The sequence below is a fragment of the Paractinoplanes toevensis genome (genome assembly GCF_018332695.1).
In the GTDB taxonomy this organism is placed as follows: Bacteria; Actinomycetota; Actinomycetes; order Mycobacteriales; family Micromonosporaceae; genus Actinoplanes; species Actinoplanes toevensis.
The window spans coordinates 18,910-42,045 of sequence record NZ_BOQN01000040.1; the positions used below are offsets into that span (position 1 = coordinate 18,910).

24 protein-coding genes are annotated in these 23,136 nt (G+C 70.7%); 17 read left to right on the plus strand and 7 right to left on the minus strand.

All coding sequences use genetic code 11. The features are described 5' to 3' along the window. Nucleotides 1-113 precede the first annotated feature (113 nt). The 4 genes from Ato02nite_RS14635 to Ato02nite_RS14650 form a co-directional block, all read right to left on the minus strand. The gene (locus Ato02nite_RS14635) at nucleotides 114-1,022 is read right to left on the minus strand and encodes a pectate lyase family protein (protein ID WP_213007050.1); all 909 of its coding nucleotides are present in this window, start codon (nucleotides 1,020-1,022) and stop codon (nucleotides 114-116) included. Beyond that, nucleotides 1,022-2,551, minus strand: coding sequence for a pectate lyase family protein (locus Ato02nite_RS14640; RefSeq protein ID WP_213007051.1), 1,530 nt, complete (start codon nucleotides 2,549-2,551; stop codon nucleotides 1,022-1,024). The genes Ato02nite_RS14635 and Ato02nite_RS14640 overlap by 1 nt, the downstream gene beginning before the upstream one ends. A gap of 77 nt (nucleotides 2,552-2,628) precedes the next feature. Further along, complete coding sequence (locus Ato02nite_RS14645; RefSeq protein ID WP_213007052.1) at nucleotides 2,629-3,471, minus strand: HpcH/HpaI aldolase family protein; 843 nt, start codon at nucleotides 3,469-3,471, stop codon at nucleotides 2,629-2,631. Next, nucleotides 3,468-4,349: a 2-hydroxy-3-oxopropionate reductase gene (locus tag Ato02nite_RS14650; RefSeq protein ID WP_213007053.1), complete on the minus strand. Its 882-nt coding sequence runs from the start codon at nucleotides 4,347-4,349 to the stop codon at nucleotides 3,468-3,470. The genes Ato02nite_RS14645 and Ato02nite_RS14650 overlap by 4 nt, the downstream gene beginning before the upstream one ends. A gap of 117 nt (nucleotides 4,350-4,466) precedes the next feature. Here Ato02nite_RS14650 and Ato02nite_RS14655 point away from each other — a divergent pair, with 117 nt between their 5' ends. Continuing rightward, nucleotides 4,467-5,288, plus strand: a complete 822-nt coding sequence (locus Ato02nite_RS14655; protein WP_213007054.1) for an NAD-dependent epimerase/dehydratase family protein — start codon at nucleotides 4,467-4,469, stop codon at nucleotides 5,286-5,288. A gap of 56 nt (nucleotides 5,289-5,344) precedes the next feature. On the opposite strand, the gene Ato02nite_RS14660 is transcribed toward Ato02nite_RS14655, so the two are convergent. Next, nucleotides 5,345-5,683, minus strand: a complete 339-nt coding sequence (locus Ato02nite_RS14660; protein ID WP_213007055.1) for a hypothetical protein — start codon at nucleotides 5,681-5,683, stop codon at nucleotides 5,345-5,347. 81 nt (nucleotides 5,684-5,764) lie between these two features. Then, the gene (locus tag Ato02nite_RS14665; protein WP_213007056.1) at nucleotides 5,765-6,586 is read right to left on the minus strand and encodes an IclR family transcriptional regulator; all 822 of its coding nucleotides are present in this window, start codon (nucleotides 6,584-6,586) and stop codon (nucleotides 5,765-5,767) included. Between the two features lie 126 nt (nucleotides 6,587-6,712). On the opposite strand from Ato02nite_RS14665, the gene Ato02nite_RS14670 reads away from it, so the two are divergent. From Ato02nite_RS14670 to Ato02nite_RS14700, 7 genes are read left to right on the plus strand one after another with little or no spacing between them, the layout of a single operon-like run. Next, entirely contained in the window at nucleotides 6,713-8,035 is a 1,323-nt protein-coding gene (locus Ato02nite_RS14670) for a sugar ABC transporter substrate-binding protein (protein WP_213007057.1), read from the plus strand. Then, nucleotides 8,032-8,952, plus strand: a complete 921-nt coding sequence (locus tag Ato02nite_RS14675; RefSeq protein ID WP_246606931.1) for a carbohydrate ABC transporter permease — start codon at nucleotides 8,032-8,034, stop codon at nucleotides 8,950-8,952. Before Ato02nite_RS14670 ends, Ato02nite_RS14675 begins: the two co-directional genes overlap by 4 nt. Further along, nucleotides 8,949-9,812 (plus strand): carbohydrate ABC transporter permease, encoded by an 864-nt coding sequence (locus Ato02nite_RS14680; RefSeq protein ID WP_213007058.1) that lies wholly within the window; start codon nucleotides 8,949-8,951, stop codon nucleotides 9,810-9,812. Before Ato02nite_RS14675 ends, Ato02nite_RS14680 begins: the two co-directional genes overlap by 4 nt. After that, nucleotides 9,809-11,077: a glucarate dehydratase family protein gene (locus Ato02nite_RS14685; RefSeq protein WP_213007059.1), complete on the plus strand. Its 1,269-nt coding sequence runs from the start codon at nucleotides 9,809-9,811 to the stop codon at nucleotides 11,075-11,077. Before Ato02nite_RS14680 ends, Ato02nite_RS14685 begins: the two co-directional genes overlap by 4 nt. Beyond that, the gene (locus Ato02nite_RS14690) at nucleotides 11,071-12,180 is read left to right on the plus strand and encodes a hypothetical protein (protein ID WP_213007060.1); all 1,110 of its coding nucleotides are present in this window, start codon (nucleotides 11,071-11,073) and stop codon (nucleotides 12,178-12,180) included. The genes Ato02nite_RS14685 and Ato02nite_RS14690 overlap by 7 nt, the downstream gene beginning before the upstream one ends. 11 nt (nucleotides 12,181-12,191) lie before the next feature. Then, nucleotides 12,192-13,631, plus strand: a complete 1,440-nt coding sequence (locus Ato02nite_RS14695; protein WP_213007061.1) for a glycosyl hydrolase family 79 C-terminal domain-containing protein — start codon at nucleotides 12,192-12,194, stop codon at nucleotides 13,629-13,631. After that, nucleotides 13,628-14,920: a BNR-4 repeat-containing protein gene (locus Ato02nite_RS14700; RefSeq protein ID WP_213007062.1), complete on the plus strand. Its 1,293-nt coding sequence runs from the start codon at nucleotides 13,628-13,630 to the stop codon at nucleotides 14,918-14,920. Before Ato02nite_RS14695 ends, Ato02nite_RS14700 begins: the two co-directional genes overlap by 4 nt. On the opposite strand, the gene Ato02nite_RS14705 is transcribed toward Ato02nite_RS14700, so the two are convergent. Continuing rightward, nucleotides 14,917-16,101, minus strand: a complete 1,185-nt coding sequence (locus Ato02nite_RS14705) for a glycosyltransferase (protein ID WP_213007063.1) — start codon at nucleotides 16,099-16,101, stop codon at nucleotides 14,917-14,919. The genes Ato02nite_RS14700 and Ato02nite_RS14705 overlap by 4 nt on opposite strands. An 83-nt stretch (nucleotides 16,102-16,184) precedes the next feature. Between Ato02nite_RS14705 and Ato02nite_RS14710 the strand changes: the two genes are divergently transcribed. The 9 genes from Ato02nite_RS14710 (at nucleotide 16,185) to Ato02nite_RS14750 (ending at nucleotide 23,115) form a co-directional block, all read left to right on the plus strand. Further along, nucleotides 16,185-16,532 carry an ankyrin repeat domain-containing protein gene (locus Ato02nite_RS14710; RefSeq protein ID WP_213007115.1) on the plus strand — a complete coding sequence of 116 codons (348 nt, stop codon included), beginning with the start codon at nucleotides 16,185-16,187 and terminating at the stop codon, nucleotides 16,530-16,532. A gap of 42 nt (nucleotides 16,533-16,574) precedes the next feature. Next, nucleotides 16,575-17,618 (plus strand): NAD(P)-dependent alcohol dehydrogenase, encoded by a 1,044-nt coding sequence (locus Ato02nite_RS14715; RefSeq protein ID WP_213007116.1) that lies wholly within the window; start codon nucleotides 16,575-16,577, stop codon nucleotides 17,616-17,618. Nucleotides 17,619-17,661: 43 nt separating this feature from the next. Further along, entirely contained in the window at nucleotides 17,662-18,588 is a 927-nt protein-coding gene (locus Ato02nite_RS14720; protein WP_213007064.1) for an NADP-dependent oxidoreductase, read from the plus strand. 61 nt (nucleotides 18,589-18,649) lie between these two features. Further along, entirely contained in the window at nucleotides 18,650-19,090 is a 441-nt protein-coding gene (locus tag Ato02nite_RS14725) for a protealysin inhibitor emfourin (RefSeq protein ID WP_213007065.1), read from the plus strand. A gap of 65 nt (nucleotides 19,091-19,155) precedes the next feature. Then, nucleotides 19,156-19,335 carry a hypothetical protein gene (locus tag Ato02nite_RS14730; RefSeq protein WP_213007066.1) on the plus strand — a complete coding sequence of 60 codons (180 nt, stop codon included), beginning with the start codon at nucleotides 19,156-19,158 and terminating at the stop codon, nucleotides 19,333-19,335. A gap of 127 nt (nucleotides 19,336-19,462) precedes the next feature. Further along, a complete protein-coding gene (locus Ato02nite_RS14735; RefSeq protein ID WP_213007067.1) occupies nucleotides 19,463-20,128 on the plus strand; it encodes an esterase/lipase family protein in 666 nt (221 codons plus the stop codon). Between the two features lie 62 nt (nucleotides 20,129-20,190). Next, nucleotides 20,191-21,702 (plus strand): acyl--CoA ligase family protein, encoded by a 1,512-nt coding sequence (locus Ato02nite_RS14740; protein ID WP_213007068.1) that lies wholly within the window; start codon nucleotides 20,191-20,193, stop codon nucleotides 21,700-21,702. A 9-nt stretch (nucleotides 21,703-21,711) separates the two neighbouring features. Beyond that, nucleotides 21,712-22,170 (plus strand): hypothetical protein, encoded by a 459-nt coding sequence (locus Ato02nite_RS14745; RefSeq protein WP_213007069.1) that lies wholly within the window; start codon nucleotides 21,712-21,714, stop codon nucleotides 22,168-22,170. A 180-nt stretch (nucleotides 22,171-22,350) separates the two neighbouring features. Beyond that, a complete protein-coding gene (locus Ato02nite_RS14750) occupies nucleotides 22,351-23,115 on the plus strand; it encodes a cytochrome b family protein (RefSeq protein ID WP_213007070.1) in 765 nt (254 codons plus the stop codon). The last annotated feature ends 21 nt before the right edge of the window (nucleotides 23,116-23,136 follow it).

Sequence of the window (23,136 nt, forward strand, 5' to 3'; positions counted from 1 at the left end):
ACCCTCCGCTCTTCCGGTCGAAGCTCCCCAAGCGACTCAGCAGATATTGCCGGTGATCGGTGGCCCCCGGAAAGCCTGTCACCCTCCCGGGGGCCACCGATCACCCGGACGCGTCACAGCCTGCCGGCGCCGGCTCCCGACTGAACCAGCGACGGTACGGACGCCGCCGGGTCCAGGGTGTAGGCGTAGTACGTGCCCGGCTCGGTGACCGTGCCGCCCGCCTCGCACGCTCCGGACGCGGTGAAGATGTTGTTGCGCTGCACCAGCCGGCCCGGGGCGCTGTCGGCGTAACCGCTGGTGGAGAAGCACGGGTAGGGGACGCCGGCGAAGTAGTTGCCCTCCACCAGGACGCCGCCGTTCATGGTGGAGGCCACCCCGTACAGCTCGTTGTCGTCGAAGTAGTTGTTGTAGACGTGCACCGGGTCGCCGAAGCGCACCCGGGGATGCCGCTGCCGGGAGCCGTCGAACCAGTTGTGGTGGATGCTCACCCGCAGATGGCCGACGTCGGTGGACGAGGCGCCGTCGGAGTGGCCGATCAGCATGCTCTTGTCGGTGCCGGCGAAGTGGTTCCAGGAGACGGTGACGTAATCGGCGCCGCGCACGATGTCGACCGAGCCGTCCACCGGGCGGACGAACGTGTTGTGGTCGATCCAGATGTGGTGCGACTGCTGGCCGACGTTGACCGCGTCGTCCTCGGCGTCGGCGAAGGTCAGGTTGCGCACGATGACGTTGGACGACTTGTAGAAGTCGAAGCCGCCGCCGGTGATGGTCGCGGTCGAGCCGATCCCGACGATCGTCTTGTTCGGCCGGACACCCTGCTTGCTGGTGATCGCGATGGTCCCGCTCACCTGGATGATCAGCGGGCCGACGGTGTCGATCGCCGCGAGCAGCTCGTCGGTCGTGTCGACGGTGACGATGGCGCCGCCGACCCCGCCGGTGGTGCCGGTGGCGAAGCCGTCCGCGGCGCTCGAGGCCGCATTGACCGGGACGGCGGCGAGAACAATTGCGAGCAGTGCGTGCATCAGATCCTCCCCACTCCGGCGCCCCCGGTGACGATCGACTTCACCGCGTTCGGGTCGTCCAGGGTGTACGAGTAGTAGGTGGATGGTTCCTGGACGGTTCCGCTGCAGACGGGCGCACCCGACTCACCCACGAAGACGTTGTTACGCGCGACGCAGCGGCCGGCCGGCCCGGCGTACGTGTTGGTGATCGGTTCTTCGACGTCTTCGAAGTAATTGCCCTCGACCACGCAACCGGCCATGTTCTGGCAGGCCACTCCGGTGTCGGTGGTGTAGAAGTAATAGTTGTTGTAGATATGCACCGGCTCGCCGAAACGCACCCGCGGATTGCGCTGCGGCGTCGCGTCGAACCAGTTGTGGTGATAGGTCACCTTGAGCCGCCCGGTGTCCTGCGCGCCGTTGCCGTCGTCGTGCCCGAGCAGCATGTTCTTGGTGTGGTGGTGAGTGTGGTTCCAGGACACCGTGACCAGCGACGAGCCGCGCTTGATGTCGATCAGCCCGTCGTACCCCTGGGCCAGGTCGTTGTGGTCGATCCAGACGTGGTGCGAGAACATCTGCACGTTGATCGAGTCGTCGCTGGCGTTGCGGAACGACAGGTTCTGCACGATCACGTTGTGCACGGCGTCGGCGGGCGGGGTCGTCACGTCCGAGACGGGCAGCCCGATGTTGAACCCGCCGCCGGTGATGCCGGCCGTGGCGCCGACCCCGACGATCGATTTGTCGCTGGTCACGTCGTACATGCCGGCCGGCAGGGTGATCGTGCCGCTGACGCAGACGGTGAGCGGCCCCCTGGTCGCGATGGCGGCCAGCAGCTCGGCGGCGGTGTCGACGGCCACGGTGGGCCCGCCCGCGCCGCCGGTGGTGCCGGTGGCGAAGCCGGCCGGCGTGCCGGCCACCCGGCACTCGCCCGGAGGGGGCGGCGACGTGGTCGGGGTGGGCCCCGGGCCGGGCGCGGCGGTGTCGACGACGACGTCGTCGAAGGAGGCGCTGGCGTACGAGGCGACCAGCCCGATCCGCCCGCCGGAGTAGGTCGCGTCCACCGCCCGGACGACCGCGGTGCCGTCGACCGAGCCGGTCAGGGCCGAACCTCGCACGGTGAGCGCGAGCGTGGTGCCGGTGACCGCGGCCGTCGCCAGCACGGTGGCCGACCCGCCCGACACCCGTTGCAGCTGTGTCGTGCCGGCACCGGTCAGGACCAGCGCGTAGTACTCGCCGGAGGCCCGGACCCGGGCGGCGATCCCGGCGGTGCGGTTGCTCGCGCCGAAGGCGATCGGCCGCACCCGGGCGGTGACCGTGTAGTCGGTCCAGGAGGTGTCGCCGGCCAGGGCCCGCGCGTTGGCACCGGTGCTGGACTGCCGGTAGGCGGGGGAGCCGTCGGTGACCACCGACCAGGAGCCGCCGTTCGTGCTCCAGCCGGTCGCATTACCGTCGTCGAAATTGTCGCCGAACAGTGTGTCGGCATAGGCGGGAACGGTCGCGGCCGCGCTCAACAGAACGACGGCCGCAATGATGATCCATCGATTTTTGGCCATGCTGATTCCTTCGAATAAGGCGCGCCTTTCCGGCTGCCCCGAAGGTAGGTAGACCAATTGATCGAAGTCAATGGATTCTATTTGCAGGAATGTTGCAGCTGCCGCACCACCTCGGTCGCGCAGCGGGCCAGCAGGGACGCGTCCGAGCCGACCCCGACGAAGCGGAAACCCAGGGCGGTGTAGGCGGCCGCCTGCTGCGGATCGCCGGCCAGGATGCCGGCCGCGATCCCGGCGTCCTTCGCGGCCGTGAGCACCTGGTCCAGCGCCGCGACGAACTCCGGGGCGTCGAACCGGCCGGCGCAGCCGAGGTCGGTGGACAGGTCGCGCGGGCCGACGAAGAGCACGTCCACCCCGGGTACGGCGGCGATCTCCGCGGTCGCGGCCAGGGCACCGCGGCTCTCGATCTGCACGATCCCGACCACCCCGTCGTTCGCGGTGTCCAGGCCCTCGGGGCGCAGGCCGAAGTCGTACACCCGGTTGTAGGTGGCGACGCCCCGGTCGCCCTCCGGCGGGTAGCGCAGGTGGCGGACGGCCGCGCGGACGTCGGCGGCCGAGTCGAGGCGCGGGAACATCACGCCGGCCACCCCGGCGTCGAGCAGCCGCCCGGTGCGGATCCGCTCGGCCGACTCCACTCGGGCCAGCATCGGCACCCGGCGGGCCTCGGCGGCGAGCTGCTGGTGCAGCAGCGCCCGCTCGTCGCCGCCGCCGTGCTCGAGGTCGACCAGCAGCCAGTCGAAGCCGGCCACCGCGCACGCCTCGGTGGCCAGCGCCGACCCCAGCCCGAGAAAGGTGCCGAACAGCGTGTCACCGGCCACCAGCCGAGCGCGCAGGCCGCCGGCCGCCGGCCGGTCGTGCGGGCCACCGGGTGCGGGCCGGTCGTGCGGGCCGCCGGGTGCGGGCCGGTCGTTCGGGCCGCTCATCGGGACAGGCCCGAGAGGTGCTCGACGCCGCGCAGCAGCACGCCGTGGTCGAGGTGGCCGTTGCCCAGCTCGCGGACCGCCTCCATGAGCTGCGCGACCAGCTCGCCGACCGGCAGCGCGACCTTGGCGGTGCGGGCCGCGTCGAGCACGATCCCGAGGTCCTTGTGGTGCAGGTCGACCCGGAACCCCGGTTTGAACCGCCGTTCCAGCATCGCGGTGCCCTTGCGGGCCAGGACCGTGCTGCCGGCCAGCCCGCCGCCGAGCACCTCCAGGCCGAGCGCCGGGTCGACGCCGCTGGCCTCCAGCAGCACGATCGCCTCGGCGACCAGCTCGATGGTGCCGGCCACGACGAGCTGGTTGGCGGCCTTGACGATCTGGCCGGAGCCGGCCGGCCCGACGTGCACGATCGTGGTGCCGAGCGCCTCGAACACCGGCCGGGCCGCGGCGAAGGCGGCGTCGGTACCACCCACCATGATCGAGAGCGCGGCCTCGATCGCGCCCTGCTCGCCGCCGGAGACCGGGGCGTCCAGCGCCGCGAGGCCGGCGGCGTCGGCCGCGGCCGCGATCAGCCGGGCGGTCTGCGGCCGCACCGTGCTCATGTCGATGATCAGCGTGCCGGGGTCGGCATGCATGAGCACGCCGTCGGCGCCGAGCACGACCGCGGTCACGTCGGGGGAGTCGGGCAGCATCGTGATCACCGCGTCCGCACCCCGCGTTGCCTCCGCGACCGACCCCGCGCTGCGGCCACCCGCGGCGACCAGGCGGTCGGTCCCACCCGGTCGCCGGGTGTGCCCGACGACGTCGAACCCGGCCTTCACCAGGTTGTCCGCCATCGGTGCGCCCATGACGCCGAGGCCGATGAAGCCGATCGTCCACATATGTGTATGCCAATCTAGGAGCTGGATAGTCTCCAAGGTAGAAAAAAGCGAAGGACGGGTCAAGTTCCATTTATGTACGCGGATGTTAGGCTCCCGGCCACACAGAGGGGAGCTTCGATGCGAATCCTGGTCACCGGCGGAGCGGGCAAGGTCGCCACGTCACTGCGGTCCCGGCTGGTCGCCGACGGCCGGGTGCTGCGGCTGTTCGACCTGGTCCACCCGCCCGAGATCGACGGCGCCGGCGCCGAGGAGACGGTGCTCGGCTCGCTCGCCGACCCCGACGCGGTGGCCGCCGCGTGCGAGGGCGTCGACGCGATCGTCCACCTGGGCGGGCAGAGCAAGGAGGCGGACGCCGGCGAGGTCCTGCGATCGAACGCGCTGGGCACCTACCACCTGCTGGAAACCGCCCGCCGCCAGGGCATCAAGCGACTGATGATCGCCTCGTCGTCGCACGCGGCGGGTTTCCACGTGCGCGACGCCGCCACCTATCCCGACGGCCTGCCCGCCGCTCTGCCGCCCCGCCCGGACACGCTCTACGGCTGGAGCAAGGCGGCCGTGGAGTCCCTGGCCAGCCTCTACGTCGACCGGTTCGGCCTGGACGTGATCTGCGTCCGGATCGGTCTGTGGTTCCCGACTCCGCCGCAGAACCGCGGCCTGGCCACCTGGCTGTCCCCGGACGACGGCGCCCGCCTGGTCGAAGCCTGCCTGTCGGCGCCGAGCCCCGGCTTCCGCATCATCTGGGGCGTCAGCCGCAACACCCGCCGCTGGTGGTCGCTGGCCGAGGGCGAGGAGATCGGCTACTTCCCGAAGGACGACGCCGAGGTGTACGCGGCGGAGCGCATCGCCGAGTTCGGCGAGCCCGACTTCGACGGCGACCCCGAGCTGAACCGCGTCGGCGCCTGGTGGTGCGACTGGCCCCTGGGCCGGCGCATGGGCTGACGGCCGTCATCGTGCGCGGCGCCACGGCCGGGCCGGGCGGCCGCGGCGCCGGCGGATCATCGCGACTTCCAGCCGGCCTGCCGGCAGATCTTGAGGAACCGCGCTGTCGCCTGGCGCCAGGAGCGGTCGCTGTCGTTGGCCGCGTGTCCCACGGCCGAGCCCTGGTCGGCGATCGCCGGGTTGTCGCTGCGGGCGGACCACCGGTAGACCCGGTCGGCCAGGGCGAGGCGCTTGGCGACGGTCGGCGACTTCGGGTAACCGGCCGCCAGCGTGTCGCACGCCTGCTGGGCCTGGTTGTCGACGACGGCGGCAGTGGCCGTTGCCCTTTCCTCACATCCGGCCGCGGGCAGGACGAGGGCCACGATGACCACCGGGAGCGCCAGTTCACGAATCACGATCTTGCGTCTTCCCGGATGCCGAGGAGGGAAACGGCGCACGCCGCGGGACCACTCGTTCGGGTCACTACCTGCGGAGAGTCAGCGGATGCCCTCGTGGCGCAGACGGCGAGCGAGGGCGGCGGTGTGCCGGGTGACCGCGTCGGCCACCTCCTCGACGTGGCCGGGGGTGGCGTGGTCGGCCGGCATCGAGCAGGAGATCGCGTCGGTGGCCGGGATGCGGTAGCCCACCGCGGCCGCCACGCAGGCCACGCCCTCGGTGTTCTGCTCGCGCTCGAACGCCCAGCCCCGCTTGCGCACCACGTCGAGCTCCTCGTGCAGCGCGGCCCGCCCGACGATGCTGCGCGGCTGCAGGGCCTCCAGCTGGAACGGCAGCAGCTCGTCGACCTCGGCCTCGGTCAGCTCGGCCAGCAGCGCCTGGCCGAGCGCGGTCACGTGGGCCGGCAGCCGGCGGCCCACCCGGGACACCCGGCCGCCCGAGTCGCGGGCCTCGCGACTGGCCAGGTAGAGCACGTGCGCGTCGTCGCGCCGGGCGTAGTGGATCGTGTAGCCGATCTCGCCGCGCAGATCCTCGAGGGTCTCCTGGGCGAACCGCAGCGCGGGGTCGCGGTCCAGGTAGGCGGTGCCGGACAGCAGCGCGTGCGGCCCCACCCCGAACGCCGAGCCGGTCTCGTCCGCCTCCACCCATTTCAGCTCGCGCAGCGTGCGCACCAGGGCGTGCAGGCTCGACCGCGGGTAGCCCATGCGTTCCTGCAGCTCGGACAGGGTGAGCCGGGTCGGCGAGGCGGCCAGCGTCTCGAGAATCTTCACGGTGCGCTCGGCCGATTTCACCGGTGAGGCGTCGTTGATCGTTGCTGATCCGTCAAGAGTTGCCGGGACGGGTTGCGTGCGAGCCCGAGGCATTGATACCCACCATTACGAAGGATTGTTTCCAGAGTGTTGACGGCCATCATACCGGCAGCTAGCTTGTCCCTACTCGCATGACACACACGAAACATGCGTCCACATATATAGACAGGAGGCAGGCACGTGTCTCGTAGGAGAGTGCTGGCGTTGGCGGTGACCGCCGTCGTCGCGGCCGGCTGTCTCGCGGCGTGCGGCGACGACAGCCCGCAGGCCGATGCCAAGGCCGAGTTGCAGATCTGGGTCCGCAAGCCGCCCGGCTCCAACACCGAGAAGACCGATCAGCAGCTGGCGGCCGCGTTCACCGCCAAGACCGGCGTGCCCACCAAGGTCACCGCGCTGTTCGACGACTTCGAGACCAAGCTTCAGCAGGCGGCCGCCCAGAAGAAACTGCCGGACGTCGTCATCAACGACACCGACCGGCTCGGCGGCCTGGTCAAGCAGGGCCTGGTGCGCGAGGTCGACCGCAACGCGCTGGCCGGGCAGGCCGATCTGACGCCGGCGTCGTGGCAGGCCGCCACCGGCGCGGACGGCAAGATCTACGGCGTGCCGTTCTCGGCCCAGTCCTTCGCCCTTTTCATCCGCAAGGACTGGCGCGCGAAGGTGGGCCTGCCACTGCCGAAATCGTGGGCCGACCTGGACGCCCTGGCCACCGCCTTCACCACGAAGGACCCCGACGGCAACGGCAAGCCCGACACGTACGGCTACGTCATCCCCGCCTCCACCAAGCGCGGGTACGCCTCCTGGTACTTCGCGAGCTTCCTGTGGTCGGCCGGCGGCGACTACCTCACCGGCGACACCGGCAAGTTCACCCCGGCCATCAACAGCGCCCCGTCGCTGGCCGCCGCCACCGAGTTCCAGAAGCAGTTCTGCACCGACAAGAGCGTCGTGCCCGGCTCGGTGACCGCCGAGACCACCCAGGCCCACCCGCTGTTCGAGACCGGCAAGGGCGGCATCTACTTCACCGGCCCGTACAACATGGCCCGCTTCGACAAGAACCTCGGCAAGGACAAGTACGAGGTGGTCGCCCTGCCCGCCGGACCGGGCGGCAAGAGCGTCTCGCTCGCCGAGGGCGAGAACGTCTATCTGATGGCCGGCTCGGCCAACCCCGAAGGACAGACCAAATTCGCCGAGTACGCGATGTCGGTCGACGGCCAGACCCTCGGCATGGCCGGTGACACCGACGGCAACGTGGTGCGCCTGCCGGTCAACGCGAAGGTCGACATGGCGTCGGTCCGCAAGGACACCCGCTGGCAGCTGTTCGCCGACATCTACCAGAACGGCGCCCGCTACGCCCCGGTGGTGCCGGACTGGACCCCGTTCCGGCAGGCCTCGGCCGACACCCTCAACGCCATCGTCGCCGACTGCGCGTCCGACCCGAAGGCCGCACTGGACAAGCTCGCCCAGACATTTGACGCCGAGCTGACCAAGCAGGGAGCCAAGGCGTGACCGCCACCCTGGCTGCGCCGCCGGCCCACCGAGAGGCGGCACCGGTGGCGCGCCGGGGCAGGCGGTTCCGGCACGCCGGTGCATGGCTCTGGCTGGCACCCGCACTGATCCTCTTCACGCTGTTCAAGTTCGTGCCGATGGCCCGCGCGATCAGCATGAGCTTCCAGGAGGTGCGCCCCTACCTCGGTGACCGCTGGGTCGGACTCGACAACTACCGGGCCGTGGTCGGCGACGACGCGTTCCGGGCCGCGGCCGGGCACACCATCGTCCTGGCCGTCGGCGAGACGGTCGGCTCCATCGTGGTCGGGCTCGCCCTGGCCCTGCTCCTCGAGGGCACCGCCCGGCACCTGTGGATCGTGCGCACCGCGGTCTTCCTCCCCACCGTCACCGCGATGGCCGTGGTCGCCGCGCTGTGGCGGATCATCTACTACCCGGCCCCCGACGGCGCGCTCAACTCGGTGCTCGGCTGGATCGGCCTCGGACCCGGGCAATACCTGGACTCCCCGCACACGTCGCTGTGGTCGGTGATGGCGGTCGGAATCTGGCGCGGTGCCCCGTACGACATGATGATCTTCATTGCCGGCCTGGCCGGCGTCGACCGCACCCTCTACGAGGCCGCCGCGGCCGACGGCGCCGGACCGCTGCGCCGGCTCTGGCACGTGGCGTTCCCGGCGATGCGACCGGTGTTCGCCATCGTCGTCACCCTCGCCGCGATCCGCGGGCTGCGCGTCTTCACCGAGATCTTCCTGCTCACCAACGGCGGCCCGAACGGCTCCACCGAGGTGGTCATGACCCTCGTCTACAAGCTGGGACTGGAACGCAACGAGCTCGGCATCGCCGCGGCCGGCTCGATGCTCCTGCTCGCGGCCACCATCCTGCTCACGCTGCTCGCCCAGCTGCTGCGGCGGCGGTCATGAAACAACTCGACACCGCCCTCGGCCTCGGCGCGGTCCGCGGGCCGATCGGCCGGATCATCAAATTCGCGCTGTACGCCCTGGCGATCTTCATCTTCGCCGGGCCGCTGGTGGCTCTGCTGGTCAGCGCGTTCGGCCGGGTCACCGACCCGACCAAGCTCTCCCTGGTGCCGCACGACCTCACCCTGGACAACTTCCGGGCAGCGGTCGATCAGGGCGTTCTGCGGTACCTCGCCAACTCCCTGATCGTGGTCGGCGGGGGACTGCTGCTCCAGATCGCGGTGAGCGTCTCCGCCGCGTACGCCCTGGCCCGCAAGCAATTCCCCGGCGTACGCCTCGTCCTGCTCTTGATCTTGTCGACCATGATGTTGCCCGAAGAGATCCTCGCGATCCCGCTCTCGCTGGTGCTCGCGGACGTGCCGATCATCCACGTCAACCTGGTCGGGACGCTGGCCGGCATGATCGTGCCGGTCGGCGCGTGGGCGTTCGCCATCCTGGTGATGACCGAGTTCATGCGGGATGTGCCGATCGAACTCGAGGAGGCGGCCCGCCTCGACGGCGCCGGCGACGTGCGCATCTTCTGGTCGGTGATCCTGCCGGTCTGCCGGCCCGCGCTCGGCGTGCTCGGCATCTTCGGCTTCACCATGATCTGGGACCAGTACATCCTGCCGCTGCTGGTCGCCCAGGACGCCAAACAGTTCACCCTGGCCCTCGCGCTGCGCAGCCTGCGCGCCGACGAACAGGTGGGCACCGGGGTGCTGATCGCCTCGGCGCTGCTCGCACTGCTGCCGTCCGTCGTGGTGTTCCTGGCGTTGCAACGCCAGTTCATGCGCGGCCTCACCTCGGGAGCGATCAAAGGATGACAATTCTTTCGGTACGGTCGGTCCAGGTCACGCCGGTCGCCTTTCCCGATCCGCCGCTGCTGAACTCGGCCGGGGTGCACGAGCCGTGGGCGTTGCGAGCGGTGATCCAGGTCTTCTCCTCCTCCTCCGGTCTTGTCGGCCTCGGCGAGACCTACGGGGACATGGGGCATTTATCGCTTTTGACGGCGGCCGCAGCGTCCCTCGACGGCTTGGATATTTATGACCTGTCCGGTTTGTCGAGGCGGGTCGCCGCGGCCATCGGCACCGTCGACTCACCCGACCGGCATGGGCTCACCGGCGACTCGACCGCGGCCAAGACCCTGGCCCGAGTCGTGTCGGCGTTCGAGGTCGCGCTGCTCGACCTGCAGGGCCAGGCCGTCGGGCGGCCGGTGCACGACCTGCTCGGCGGGAAGGTGCGCGACCGGGTGCCGTTCTCCGCGTACCTCTTCTACAAATGGGCCGGCCACCCGGGCGCCGCACCGGACGCCTGGGGTCCGGCCCTCGATCCCGCCGGGATCGTGGCCCAGGCCCGGACGATGATCGACCGATACGGCTTCGAGTCGATCAAGCTCAAGGGCGGCGTCTTCCCGCCGGACCAGGAGATCGACGCGATCCGGGCGCTGCGTGACGCGTTCCCCGCACTGCCGCTGCGGCTCGACCCCAACGCCGCGTGGACCCCCGCGACCTCGATCAAGGTCGCCGGGCAGACCGACGGACTCCTCGAATACCTGGAGGACCCCACCGGCGGCCTGGCCGGCATGGCCGAGGTGGCCGCGCTCGCCCCGATGCCGCTCGCCACCAACATGTGCGTGGTCGCGTTCGCCGACCTGCCCGAGGCGGTACGGCGCGGCTCGGTACAGATCGTGCTAGCCGACCACCACTACTGGGGCGGACTGCGCGCCTCCGCCGAACTCGCCGCGATCTGCCGCACCTGGGGCCTGGGCGTCTCCATGCACTCCAACAGCCACCTCGGCATCAGCCTGGCCGCGATGACGCACCTCGCCGCCTCCGTGCAAAACCTGACCTATGCCGTGGACACCCACACGCCATGGCAGTCCGGCGTGGACGTGGTCACCGCGCCGCTCGAGATCACCGGGGGAGCCGCCACCGTGCCCGACACACCCGGCCTGGGCGTGACCCTCGACGAGGACGCGCTCGCCCGGCTCCACGAGAACTGGTTGCACTGCGGCATCCGCGAACGCGACGACACGTCGTACCGGCAACGGTTCGAGCCCGGCTACGTCAAGCGGCGGCCACGATGGTGAGCGGCCACGCCTACCCGTGGGACGTCCTCGGCGACCCCGGCTTCCTGTCCCGAGCGCCGCGGCGGGTCACGCTGGCCGCGACCTACCACTCCACCCGGGCCGCGACCCCGATGCACCCCGAGCACCGGATCGTCGACGCCCGGTGGGCGGCCCTCTACCGCCCCGTACGCCCGTCCGCCTGGAAAGGCCAGGACCTGCGACCGCTCGCACCGTCCTGGGTCTCCTCGCCCGACTCCTTCGGCGAGGCCGCGACAATCCTCAAACGAGCCGGCCACGAGGTGACGGCCTGGATCGTGCTGACCCACAACACCCGGCTGGGGACGCGACGACCGGACGTCGCGGTGGTCAACTGCTTCGGCGAGCCATATCCGTACGCGTTGTGCCCGGCCCATGCCGAAGTGCGCGACCACGCCGCCACCCTGGCCGCGGAAGCGGTCCACGACCTGGACCTGGACGGCGTCTCCCTGGAGGGTTGCGGCCAGATGGGCGTCACCCACCTGGGCCACCACGAGAAAACCGACGGCGCCTGGTCCCCGGCAACCGCGCGCCTGCTGTCCATCTGCTGCTGCACCGCCTGCCAGCAGGCCTGGACGGCCGACGGCCTCGACCCGGCCGAGGTGGTGGCCGCGCTGCGAGCGGGAACGCGCTCCGGCGACGTGCCGTCAGCGTCGCGGGCGGGCACGCCGTCCGGCGAGATGTTGTCCGCGCTGCTGGCGGTCCGGCATCGGCACACCGACCTGCTGCGTGCTCAAGTGCTTGCCGCTCTGCCGGCGTCCCTGCCGGTCACGCTGCACGCGCACCCGGACCCGTGGGCGACCGGTCCGTCGCCGGGCCTGACCGCCTCCGCCGCCTCGGACGTGGATGCCCTCCTCGTGCCGTGCTGGCCACTCTCCTCCGAAGAACTCGTCCGGCAGGCGGTCTCCCACGGCCGTCCGGTGGACGCCTACGTGACCCTGCTCCACCCGATGGATCCCGACGCGCTCGCCCCGCACGTCCAGGCCCTCAAAGCCGCCGGCGCGAGCCGCTTCAGCCTCTACCACCTGGGCCTGGCCCCCGCCTGGCGCCAGGACCTTTTCGCCGCGATCGCCGCCGCGGTCGCATGAAGGAGCCAACCGTGTACCGAAGAGCAGCGGCCCTGACCGCCGCCGGTCTCGCCATCCTCGGCGTAGCAGCCCCAGTCCACGCCGAAACCACGAACGTTGGGGCGGCTGTCACCGTCTCCGTCGACTCCGCGCATCCGGGTGGGCGCCTCGCCGCCGACGCCGTCGGGCTCTCGTTCGAGATGCGGGAGCTCGGCATCGGCAATCTCGACCCGGCCAAGGGCAACATGACCCAGCTGATGCGCACGCTCGGCCCGAGCAACCTGCGCATCGGCGGCAACACCCTCGACCGCGACACCCTCTGGGTCCCCGCCGGACAGACCCCACCCGACCCCAAACCGGCCTGGGTCGAGGACATAGTCACCCCGAACGACCTCAAACGGCTGCGCAGCCTCCTCGACGCCACCAACTGGAAGGCCGAGGTAGGCGTAAACGTGGGCCGCTGGGACCCGGCCCTGGCCGCCGACCAGGTCCGAACCATGGACCGCATCCTCGGCAAACGCCTGGTAGCAGTGGAATGCGGCAACGAGCCGGACCAGTGGGAGGGTAAAGCGCTGCGCCCGCCCGGCTTCGCCTACCCGCAGTACCACGCCGACTGGTCCGCCTGCGCCGACGTCGTCGGCCACGGCCGGATAGCCGGCCCCGACACGGCGGGCACGTCATCCTCCTGGGCGTCGTCGCTGGCCGCCGACGAACACGCCCGGATGTCGATGCTGACCGTCCACCAGTACGCGTCCGGCCCGGACATCACGATCGACCGGATGCTCGCGCCCGGCCAGATCACCGCGCAGCTCAAGGCGGTGTCGAGCAACCTGGCCGCGGCCACCGCGAACGGTCTCCCGATGCGGGTGGACGAGGCCAACTCGGCGTACAGCGGTGGTGTCGACGGCGTCAGCAACAAGTACGCGTCCGCCCTCTGGGTGATCGATTACGGCCTGTCGATGGCGCAGGCCGGGATGGCCGGCGTCAACATCCACGGTGGCCTCGGCGTCTGCAACGACCCGATCTGGAACGGCAAATTCCAGCGCTACACCCCGATCTGCGCGTCCAGCAAGGCCTACGAGCTGGCCCAGCAGTACAAGGTCATGCCGATCTACTACGGCATCTGGATGACGAGGCAGCTGGGTTCGGGCCGGTTCCTGCCGGTCACGGTCAATTCAACCAACAACATTTCCGCGTACGCCGTGAAGGGCAACGACGGGCGCACCCGCATCGCCGTGGTGCAGAAGGACACCGCCCCGGCCGAGATCACCCTCGCCGTCGGTGGCCGTGATCGGGCCGCCTCGGTGCTGGCGATGACCGGCACCGGGCTCGACCAGGAGGCCACCACCATCCAGGACGCGACGGTCGACGCCGCGGGCCGCTTCCACCCCGTACCGTCATCGGCCCGGGTGGAGGCCGGCCAGCTGACGCTGACCGTGGCAGCCGGTAGCGCAGTGGTGGTGACGCTGTGAAACGCCGTACGCTGCTGGCCGCGGGTTTTCTGCCTTTTGTTCCCTTCCCTGACCGTTCGGGGCTGGTGACGGTCGCGGCGGCGTCGGCGGCCCGCACCGACCGCCGGCCGGTGGCCGGCGGCGTGCACGATCCGCGCGCCGGCCGGACCTTCATCTCGTGGGGCGGCTTCCAGGAGGACAATTACGTTCAGGAGTACGACCATCGCCGGCGCACGTGGTCGGCGCCGGTGCGGGTGGCGGGCGGTGACAACGATTCGCACAACTACCCGACCCTGATCCAGGCCGACGACGGGCACCTGCTGGTCTTCCGTGGCCTGCACAACCGCGAGCTGTGGGTGGCCCGGTCGCCGCGGCCGCACTCGATCGCCGGCGTCTGGACCGACACGATCATCCCGGCGGGCGTCGGCGCGACCTACCCGATGCCGGTGAAGACGTCGTCCGGCCACATCTTCGTGTTCATCCGGGAGACGGCCGGCGACTTCGACCCGGCGTTCCCCACCGACACCCGCCCGATGAAGTACGTCCGGTCGGTCGACGACGGCCGCACCTGGCAGAGCTCCACCGAGCTGACCGGTGACCGCTGGTGCATCGCGCCGCTCGGCCGCCCCGACAACATGAACGAGATCTACATCGGCCAGCTGCGCCACTTCGCCCACCCGGATCGCATCGCGATGGTCTGGACCCTGGCCGGTGGCGGGCCGGAGGGCCATCTGCACGACCGCTACCACCGCAACGTCTACTACGCCGAGTTCAACCCGTCGACCTTGCGTTTCCGCTCGGCGGCCGGACACGACCTGGGCACCGTGGTCGACGACGCCGGCCAGGAGCAACACCTGAAGGTCGCCACCACTGACCTTCAGGTGGTGAACCCGCGCTCACCCGACTACATCAGCCTGGTCGGCGCCACGCACGGCGGCCGATCCCCGTTCGTGGTCTGGATGCAGCTCGACGAGCAGGCCCGGGTGCACGGCCACGCCGCGGTGCACCACCGCGGTGGCGGCTGGCGTCACCAGGACCTGGGCACCGGCGCCCGGGTCCGCGATATGGAGCCGGCCGACGACCGGTCCTGGCGGGTGTACGCCACTCCGGACCCGGCGGCCACCGGCGTCGACACGTACCGCCTGGTCCCCGGCCGGTCCTGGCACCGCGAGTCGACCCTCGCCACACCGCAGCCGATCCAGCGCATCGAGGTGATCACCGGCCACCGCCGTTCGCCACGCTTGCTGCTGACCGGCGCCAGCAGCGCCCGCGAGGTGACCGTCGCCGACGGTGACGTGTACGTGGCCTAGCCTTCCAGCCGCTCGATGAAGGAGAGCACGGCGGCGGCGCCGTCCTCGGCGCCGATCTGCCGGGCCAGCTCGGCGGCGCGCTCGCGGTAGGCCGTGCGGTCGAGGCAGGAGCGTACGGCGTCGGTCAGGGTTTCGGCGGTCAGCTCGTGCATCGGCACCGGCCGGGGTGCGACGCCGACGTGGTGCAGCCGGTCCGCCCAGAAGGGCTGGTCGACCAGGACCGGCACCGGGATCGCCGGGACACCCGCGCGCAGGCCGGCCGCGGTCGTGCCGGCCCCGGCGTGGTGCACCACGGCGGCCGTGCGCGGGAACAGCCAGCCGTGCGGCAGGTCGCCGACCAGCAGGATGTCGTCGCCGGCCGGGCCGAGTCCGGCCCAGCCGGCCTGGACCACCGCGCGCACGCCGGCCCGGCGCACGGTGGCCGCGACGATGTCGTGCAGCCGGTCGTGGTCGGGCAGCATGCTGCCGAACCCGACGAACACCGGCGGGGGACCGGCCGCGAGGAAGTCGACGAGCGGTTCCGGTGGCTGCCAGACCGGTGGGTCGGCCGGCCACCAGTAGCCGGTGACCCGCACCGCCGCCGGCCAGTCGGCGGGCCGGGGGACCACCGCCGGGCTGAAGCCGTGGAAGACCGGCCAGTCCTCCGGCGGGTTCGCCGCCGCTTCCGAGGCGCCCAGTCGCCGCAGCACGCCGGCGTAGAGGGCGCCGGTCCGGGCCAGCACCGCCCGGCCCGCGGCGAGGTTGTCGTCCGGGCCGTCCGACGGCAGCCCGGGCGGCGGGAACTCCCTCGTGGGGACGCCGGGAGCGAGATAGACGGCGGCGCTCGGGATGCCGGAACGCTCGGCGGCGAACCGGCTCAGCGGGGCCGGGCCGAACGCGGTGAGCACCAGGTCGGTGCCGGCCTCCGTGGCGGCCAGCACGCCGTCGCCCAGCTCGTCGAGGAACGCCGCGAAGACCTCCCGCGCGGCGTCCGGGGAGGGTGCCGCCGTGCGGGCGCGGACCAGCTCGACCGGGTCGCCGGGCAGACTCCGGTGCTCCAGGCCGCTGTCCCGGACCAGGCCGGCGAACCGGTCGTGGGCGGCCAGCGCCACTCGATGGCCGGCCTGCTGGAGCCGTTGACCCAGGCCGGTGAACGGGGCGACGTCACCGCGCGAACCCGCGGTCACGATCAATATCCGCATCGCCCCAGGGTCGCAAATAATGGGGTGGGTAGGCTTTCGGGGTGGCTGAACTGGATGAAGAGACGATCGCGTTCGCCCATCGCATGTTCGATCTGGCCCGCTCCGGTGGCACCGAGGAGCTGATCGGCAACGTCATCGCGGGCCTCCCGCCCAACCTCACCAACGACAAGGGCGACACGCTGCTGATCCTCGCGGCCTATCACAATCACGTCGACACCGTCATCGCGCTGCTGGAGCAGGGCGCCGACCCGAACCGGGTCAACGACCGCGGGCAGTCCGCCCTCTCCGCCGCGGTCTTCCGGCAGAACGCCGAGACGGTGAAGGCGCTGCTCGCCACCGGTGCCGACCCGGCCGGCGGCACCCCGTCCGCCCTGGCCACCGCGGAGTTCTTCGAGCTTCCGGAGATGGCCGCGCTGCTGCGCGGGGCCTGACTCTGCACTGCCGTACCAGTAGAAATCTTTTCGGAGGACACCATTCGTACCGTCAACGCCATCGCCGCGCCCTCGGCCACCGAACCGCTCGTGCGCACCACCATCGAGCGGCGCGACCTGGGGCCGCGCGATGTTCTGATCGAGATCCGCTACGCCGGCATCTGCCACTCCGACATCCACACCGTGCGCGGCGAGTGGGGTCCGATCTCGTACCCGCAGACCGTCGGCCACGAGATCGTCGGCGCGGTCACCGAGGTCGGAGCCGAGGTCGCCCGGCACGCCGTCGGCGACCGGGTCGGGGTCGGCTGCATGGTCAACTCGTGCCGGGAGTGCGTCAACTGCCAGGCCGGGCAGGAGCAGTACTGCCTGGCCGGCAACACCGGGACGTACACGGCGGTCGACCGGGACGGCACGATCACCCAGGGCGGCTACTCGACGCACATCGTGGTGGACGAGGACTTCGTGCTGCGGGTGCCCGAGTCGATCCCGTACGAGAAGGCGGCCCCGCTGCTCTGCGCCGGGATCACCACGTACTCTCCGCTGTCGCACTGGAAAGCCGGACCCGGCAGCAAGGTCGCCGTGGTCGGTCTGGGCGGGCTCGGCCACATGGCCGTCAAGATCGCCGCCGCGATGGGCGCCGAGGTCACCGTCCTGTCGCAGACCCTCGGCAAGAAGGACGACGGCCTGGCCTTCGGCGCGCGGCACTACTACGCCACGGGCGACCCGGACACCTTCGAGAAGCTGAAGAACACGTTCGACCTGATCGTCAACACGGTCAGCGCGCCGGTCGACATGGGCGCCTACCTGTCGCTGCTGCGCCTGGACGGCACCCTGGTCGCGGTGGGCGCCCCGCCCGAGCCGCTGCCGGTGCAGGTGTTCGCGCTGTTCGGCAACCGGCGCTCGTTCGCCGGTTCGAGCATCGGCGGCATCGCCGAGACCCAGGAGATGCTCGACTTCTGCGCCGAGCACGGCATCGCCCCCGAGGTCGAGGTCATCGACGGCGACGCGGTGAACGAGGCCTACGAGCGGGTGCTCAAGTCCGACGTCCGCTACCGCTTCGTGATCGACATCGACTCGATCCGCTGATCCGGGCGGCCCGCCTCGGGAGGATAGGCCGGGAGGGCGTGCGATGAAGGCAGTGCGGTTCAGTCGGTTCGGCGGGCCGGAGGTCCTCGAGATCGTGGATCTTCCGGACCCGCATCCCGGGCCGGGGGAGGTGCGGATCGCGGTGCGGGCGGCCGGGGTCAGCCTCAGCGACTGGAAGAAGCGCAAGGGTCTGATGGATCAGGAACTTCCACAGACCATGGGGTACGAAGCGGCCGGTGTCGTCGACGAGGTCGGCGAGGGTGTCGCGGGCGTGGCGGCCGGTGACCGGGTGTTCGGCGTCTGCGGCGACGGGGCGGCGCAGGCCGAACTGGCCGTGCTGTCGGCCTGGTCGCCGATCCCGCCGGCGCTCGACTTCGCGTCCGTCGCCGCGCTGCCGGCCGCCATCGAGACGGCCGCGCGGGCCCTCGACCAGCTCGGCGTCCGGAGCGGCGGCACGCTCCTGGTCAACGGCGCGTCCGGGAGTGTCGGCAGTGCCGCGGTGCAGTTCGCGGTGGTCCGCGGGGCCCGCGTGATCGGCACGGCCGGCCCGGCCAACCAGGACTTCGTGCGCTCGCTCGGCGCCGAGCCGGTCGTCTACGGCGACGGCCTCGCCGGGCGGGTGCGCGCGCTCGCCCCGGGCGGTGTCGACCTGGCCCTCGACGTCGCCGGCAGCGGCGTCCTGCCGGAACTCATCGAGCTGGCCGGGGGCGCGGAGCACGTGCTCACCGTCGCCGATTTCGCCGGGGCCCAGAAGTACGGCGTGCGGTTCAGCCGGGGTGACTCCGGCCGGGCGCTCTACATTCTCGCCGAGATCGGCGGGCTGATCGAGTCCGGGCGTTTCGCGCTCCCGCCGGTGCGGGCCTTCCCGCTGACCGAGGTGGCCGAAGCCCACCGGGTCAGCGAGTCGGGGCAGGCGCGCGGCAAGATCGTACTGACTCTTCCGGGTGATTTGTCCGAAATAAGGGCATAGTTGACGGCTTGGTGTGGTTGCCTCGGCCGGGCGTCAATGGTGGCGCCGGACGGGAGACACCATGCGACGCCTCACCACGCTCGCCGCCCTGTGCTCGATCGCGGCGCTCGTGCCGGCCGCCCCGGTGGCCGCCGCGCCGCCTCGGGCTGCCGCGCCGGCCCAGGCGACCGCGCCGGCCCGGGCGACCGCGATCGTGCTCGAACGGTCGGGCGGGTTCGCGGGGCGCCAGGAGTCGTTCGTGGTCGACCGCACCACCGTCGGCGGCGAACGGTCGCTGCGGCTGGCCGCCCGCCCCGAGTTCCGCCGGCTGCGCGGCTCCTACCAGCCGGCCAACCCCTGCTGCGACCGCTTCCTCTACCGGCTCGCCGTCACCTACCGGGACGGCCGCCACAAGACGGTCTCCACCGTCCAGGGCGGCACCGCACCGCGCATTCTCTGGGACCTCATCGGCGAGGTGCAGCGGGTCGGCGTACGCCCGATGCCGTTTTCTCCGGGAACGTGACCGGAAGGCGGTTCTCGACACGTTGTTCGCTTCCCGCGGCGGGATGTAGCTGCGAGAATGCCCGGATGGACGACCAGAAGCGGCACGCCGAGGACGATCCGGACACCACCCCGTCGATGAGCCGTAGGGCGCTCTTCGGCCGCACCACCTTGCTGGCGGCCGGCGCGGCCGCGACCCTGCTCGGCCTGACCGCCTGCCCCGGTGGCGACGGCGACGACGATGATGACGACGAGGACGACGACTGACTGCCGAGCGGGATGAGCATCGGCTCGCCCGCTGTCCGGCCCGCCGGCGACCACTGGTGATTTCACCGATGCGTGGCTAGTTTTATGCACCGACGATGCAGAGACCCCGAACGCCTCTGGAGGTTTCATGCGTCGTCTCATCGTCCTGATCACCGCCGTGCTGGCCGCGCTCGCACTGAGCCCGGCCGTCCCCGCGGCCGCCGCCCCCGGCACCCCGGTGATCTTCGTGCACGGTTACACCGGCAGTGCCTCGAACTGGACCACCGCGATCTCGGTCTTCCGGGCCGGCGGCTATTCCAGCAGCGAGCTGTTCGCGTACGAGTACAACTCCTACGGGAACAACATCACCAACGCGCAGGGCCTGGCCAGTTACGTCAGTCAGGTCCGGTCGCGCACCGGCGCGGCCCAGGTCGACATCGTCAACCACTCGATGGGCGGCCTGGTCAGCCTGTGGTATCTCAAGCAGCTCGGTGGCGCCCAGTACGTGCGGCATCTGGCCTCGATCGCCGGCGCCAACCACGGCACCACGTACGCCAGCGCCTGCCTGGTCTACACCACCTGCCAGCAGATGTATCCCGGCTCGTCGTTCATCAACACGCTGAGCTCCGGCGACGAGACACCGGGCAGCACCAGGTACGGAACGTGGTACTCGCCGTGTGACGGCATCATCATCCCGTACACGAGCACCGTGCTGAGCGGCGCCACCAACAACTACGTGGCGTGCCAGACCCACATCGGCTACCTGACCGACACGGTCACGCTCAGCCAGGTCCGATCCTTCCTGGCGACCTGACCCCTCCCGCGGACGGCCGCGTGCCCGGCAGGGTGCGCGGCCGTCACGTATGGTCCGATCGCATGGAGCTGTCGTTCGAGCCGCTGTCGCCGGTGTCGTTCCTGGACCGTGCCGCCGACGCGCACGGTGAACGGATCGCGGTGGTGGACGGCGTCCGCCGCTGGACGTACACGGAGTTCCGGGACCGCTGCCGCCGGCTGGCCGGACTCCTCGCACCCCTCGCGGGCGGCCGTCCCGTGGCGGTGCTCGCGCCCAACACCCACGTACTGCTGGAAGCGCATTTCGGCGTGCCCTGGGCCGGCATTCCGCTGGTCGCGCTGAACACCCGCCTGTCGGCGGGCGAGGTGGCCTTCATCCTGGCGCACTGCGAAGCCTCCGTGCTGGTGCACGACCCGGTGTTCGACGACCTGGTGAGCCGGCTTCCCGCGTCGATCCGGCGGATCCGCATCGACGAGCACCTGCTCGCCGGCGCCGAGCCCCTGGTCGTGCCGCCGGCCGACGAGCGGGGCCTGCTCTCGATCAATTACACGTCCGGGACGACCGGCCGGCCCAAGGGCGTCATGTACCACCACCGCGGCGCCTACCTGCAGGCACTCGCGATGGCCGGGCACACCGGGCTGTCGCCGTCGTCGGTGCACCTGTGGACGCTGCCGATGTTCCACTGCAACGGCTGGTCGTTCCCGTGGGCGGTGACCGCGGCCGGCGGAACCCACGTGTGCCTGCCCCGGGTCGATCCGGCCGAGGTGTGGCGGCTGATCCGGTCGGAGCGGGTCACCCACCTGAACGGGGCACCCACGGTGCTGTCGATGCTGGCGTACGCGCCCGAGGCCGGCGACGGCGTACCCGGCGGCCGGGTGGTGAAGGTCGCCACCGGGGGAGCGCCGCCGTCACCGGCGATCCTGCGGCGGATGGCCGATCTCGGCTTCGACGTCACCCACCTCTACGGCCTCACCGAGACCTTCGGCCCGGCGATGATCTGCGACTGGCGCCCCGAGTGGAACACCGCCGACCACGACGGCCGGGCCCGGCTGAAGGCACGCCAGGGCGTGGCCAACATGGTCGCGGTGACCCCGCGCATCATCGACGCGCAGGGACGGGACGTGCCGCCCGACGGCGAGACGATCGGCGAGATCGCGCTGCGCGGCAACACCGTCATGCTGGGCTACCTGAAAGACCCGGAGGCGACCGCGGCGGCCGCCCCCGACGGCTGGTTCCGCACCGGCGACCTGGGCGTACGCCACCCCGACGGTTACGTCGAACTCCGCGACCGCCTCAAGGACGTGATCATCTCGGGCGGCGAGAACATCGCCTCGGTCGAGGTCGAACAGGTGATCGCCGACCACCCGGCCGTGCTGGAGGCCGCGGTCATCGCGGTGCCGGACGAGCGCTGGGGCGAGGTCCCGGCCGCGTTCGTCACCCTGAAGGACGGCGCGAGCGCCACCGAGAACCAGATCATCGAGTACGTCCGGGAAAGGCTCGCCCACTTCAAGGCCCCCAAGACGGTCACGTTCGGCGACCTGCCCAAGACCTCCACCGGCAAAATCCAGAAGTACGTCCTACGCGCCCGCGGTTAGCCTGGTGGCATGCTGACCGCCGAACGGATGAGCATGTGGCGCGGCCGATACCAGTTGGCCGCCGACGGACGACCGGTCGCCGTGTGGGACCCGTCGTGGTGGCGCACCGGTGGCAATTTCGAGGTGGACGGCCGCGGCTACGAGGTGCGGGCCAACGGCTGGGGCACGAAATACCGCATGCTCGACGCGATGGGCACCGAGGTCGCCCTGATCGAGAGGGCCGGCCGCAAACGCTGGTCGGTGCAGGCCGGCGGCCGGGTGTACGAATTCCGCCGCGCGTCGTTCTGGGGCAGCCGGCAGGAGCTGCTGGCCGACGGGGTGCCGGTGGGATCGTTGCGGCGCACGAGCGCCTGGACCGGCGCCATCGAGGCGGACCTGCCGGGCATGCCGCTGCCGGTCCAGATCTGCGTGGTAGGCGTCCAGATCGCAATCTGGCAGGCCCAGCAGTCCGCGGCGGCAAGCAGCTGAGGTCTCCGTCAGAAAAGGAACTCAAGAAACTCAAGCGGTTTATGAGGCATCCTGCCACTGTGCCGCACCGGGAATTCAATAAACAAGGACGCACCTGCGAACGACATTGCCGTCACTATCCGTGGTGGTCCTTCCGGGCATTTGATCAACAATTCCTGGTGCATTGACAGGCGGTGCATCATGGCTGGCGTGATAGTTGATACGCGGGGTCTCGCCCGCTCGGAGCAAAACGGCCGGGGCAGCGCTGAGCCGGAGGCCGCACTTCCAGATTCCGATCGCCCGGAGTTGGGTGGGGCTCTCGAAGCCCTGAGCGGAGAAATTCTGAAGAAGCGCTCCCTGGAGATCTCCTCCACCAGCTTCGTGACCATCATCAGCATCATTCTCGGCGTGGCGCTCGCGCTCCTGGCGGAGAAGACCTTTCCCTTCCCGCGCCCCCTCGTCGCCGCGCAGAGCGCATGCATGCTGCTGCTCTTCGTGTGCACGTTCTACTACTTCCTCTCGATCAGCATCATTCTCCGATGGGCGCCGTCCTTCGCCGACTGCGCGCAGCCTTTCATCATTACGAGTCTCGAAATTCCGCCCACCTACTTTCTTGGTCGTGTCACCGGGTGGGACGCCTGCCTGGCGATCCTTTTTGTGTTCGTCGCCGCAGGAGTCGGGAGCACGGTGATGTGGTCGCCGGTATCCCACTTCGGCGGTGACCGGAAAGCCCAAAGAATGCTGCACCGCATTTTTCGTGAGGTGGCCGTCATCTTTGGCACGGGCGCGCTTTCCCTGGCGTCGATCGGCCTTGCGGCACACTTCGCCCAGGCCGGCAAGATGTGGTGGGGCTTCGGCAGTTGCGCGGTGGTGCTGGCCACGCTCGGCGCGCTGGTGGCTCGCATGGAGATCCAGCTGTCCCGCATTCACGCCTATTACGGCGTGAACCGACCACCCTTCAACTGAGCCGAAGGCCTCTGCGCCGGA

Coding starts and splice junctions, on each gene's coding strand:
- Ato02nite_RS14635 (WP_213007050.1), bottom strand. CDS start 1,022: ATGCACGCACTGCTCGCAATTGTTCTCGCCGCCGTCCCGGTCAATGCG.
- Ato02nite_RS14640 (WP_213007051.1), bottom strand. CDS start 2,551: ATGGCCAAAAATCGATGGATCATCATTGCGGCCGTCGTTCTGTTGAGC.
- Ato02nite_RS14645 (WP_213007052.1), bottom strand. CDS start 3,471: ATGAGCGGCCCGAACGACCGGCCCGCACCCGGCGGCCCGCACGACCGG.
- Ato02nite_RS14650 (WP_213007053.1), bottom strand. CDS start 4,349: ATGTGGACGATCGGCTTCATCGGCCTCGGCGTCATGGGCGCACCGATG.
- Ato02nite_RS14655 (WP_213007054.1), top strand. CDS start 4,467: ATGCGAATCCTGGTCACCGGCGGAGCGGGCAAGGTCGCCACGTCACTG.
- Ato02nite_RS14665 (WP_213007056.1), bottom strand. CDS start 6,586: ATGCCTCGGGCTCGCACGCAACCCGTCCCGGCAACTCTTGACGGATCA.
- Ato02nite_RS14680 (WP_213007058.1), top strand. CDS start 8,949: ATGAAACAACTCGACACCGCCCTCGGCCTCGGCGCGGTCCGCGGGCCG.
- Ato02nite_RS14685 (WP_213007059.1), top strand. CDS start 9,809: ATGACAATTCTTTCGGTACGGTCGGTCCAGGTCACGCCGGTCGCCTTT.
- Ato02nite_RS14690 (WP_213007060.1), top strand. CDS start 11,071: ATGGTGAGCGGCCACGCCTACCCGTGGGACGTCCTCGGCGACCCCGGC.
- Ato02nite_RS14705 (WP_213007063.1), bottom strand. CDS start 16,101: ATGCGGATATTGATCGTGACCGCGGGTTCGCGCGGTGACGTCGCCCCG.
- Ato02nite_RS14710 (WP_213007115.1), top strand. CDS start 16,185: ATGTTCGATCTGGCCCGCTCCGGTGGCACCGAGGAGCTGATCGGCAAC.
- Ato02nite_RS14720 (WP_213007064.1), top strand. CDS start 17,662: ATGAAGGCAGTGCGGTTCAGTCGGTTCGGCGGGCCGGAGGTCCTCGAG.
- Ato02nite_RS14725 (WP_213007065.1), top strand. CDS start 18,650: ATGCGACGCCTCACCACGCTCGCCGCCCTGTGCTCGATCGCGGCGCTC.
- Ato02nite_RS14730 (WP_213007066.1), top strand. CDS start 19,156: ATGGACGACCAGAAGCGGCACGCCGAGGACGATCCGGACACCACCCCG.
- Ato02nite_RS14735 (WP_213007067.1), top strand. CDS start 19,463: ATGCGTCGTCTCATCGTCCTGATCACCGCCGTGCTGGCCGCGCTCGCA.
- Ato02nite_RS14740 (WP_213007068.1), top strand. CDS start 20,191: ATGGAGCTGTCGTTCGAGCCGCTGTCGCCGGTGTCGTTCCTGGACCGT.
- Ato02nite_RS14745 (WP_213007069.1), top strand. CDS start 21,712: ATGCTGACCGCCGAACGGATGAGCATGTGGCGCGGCCGATACCAGTTG.
- Ato02nite_RS14750 (WP_213007070.1), top strand. CDS start 22,351: ATGGCTGGCGTGATAGTTGATACGCGGGGTCTCGCCCGCTCGGAGCAA.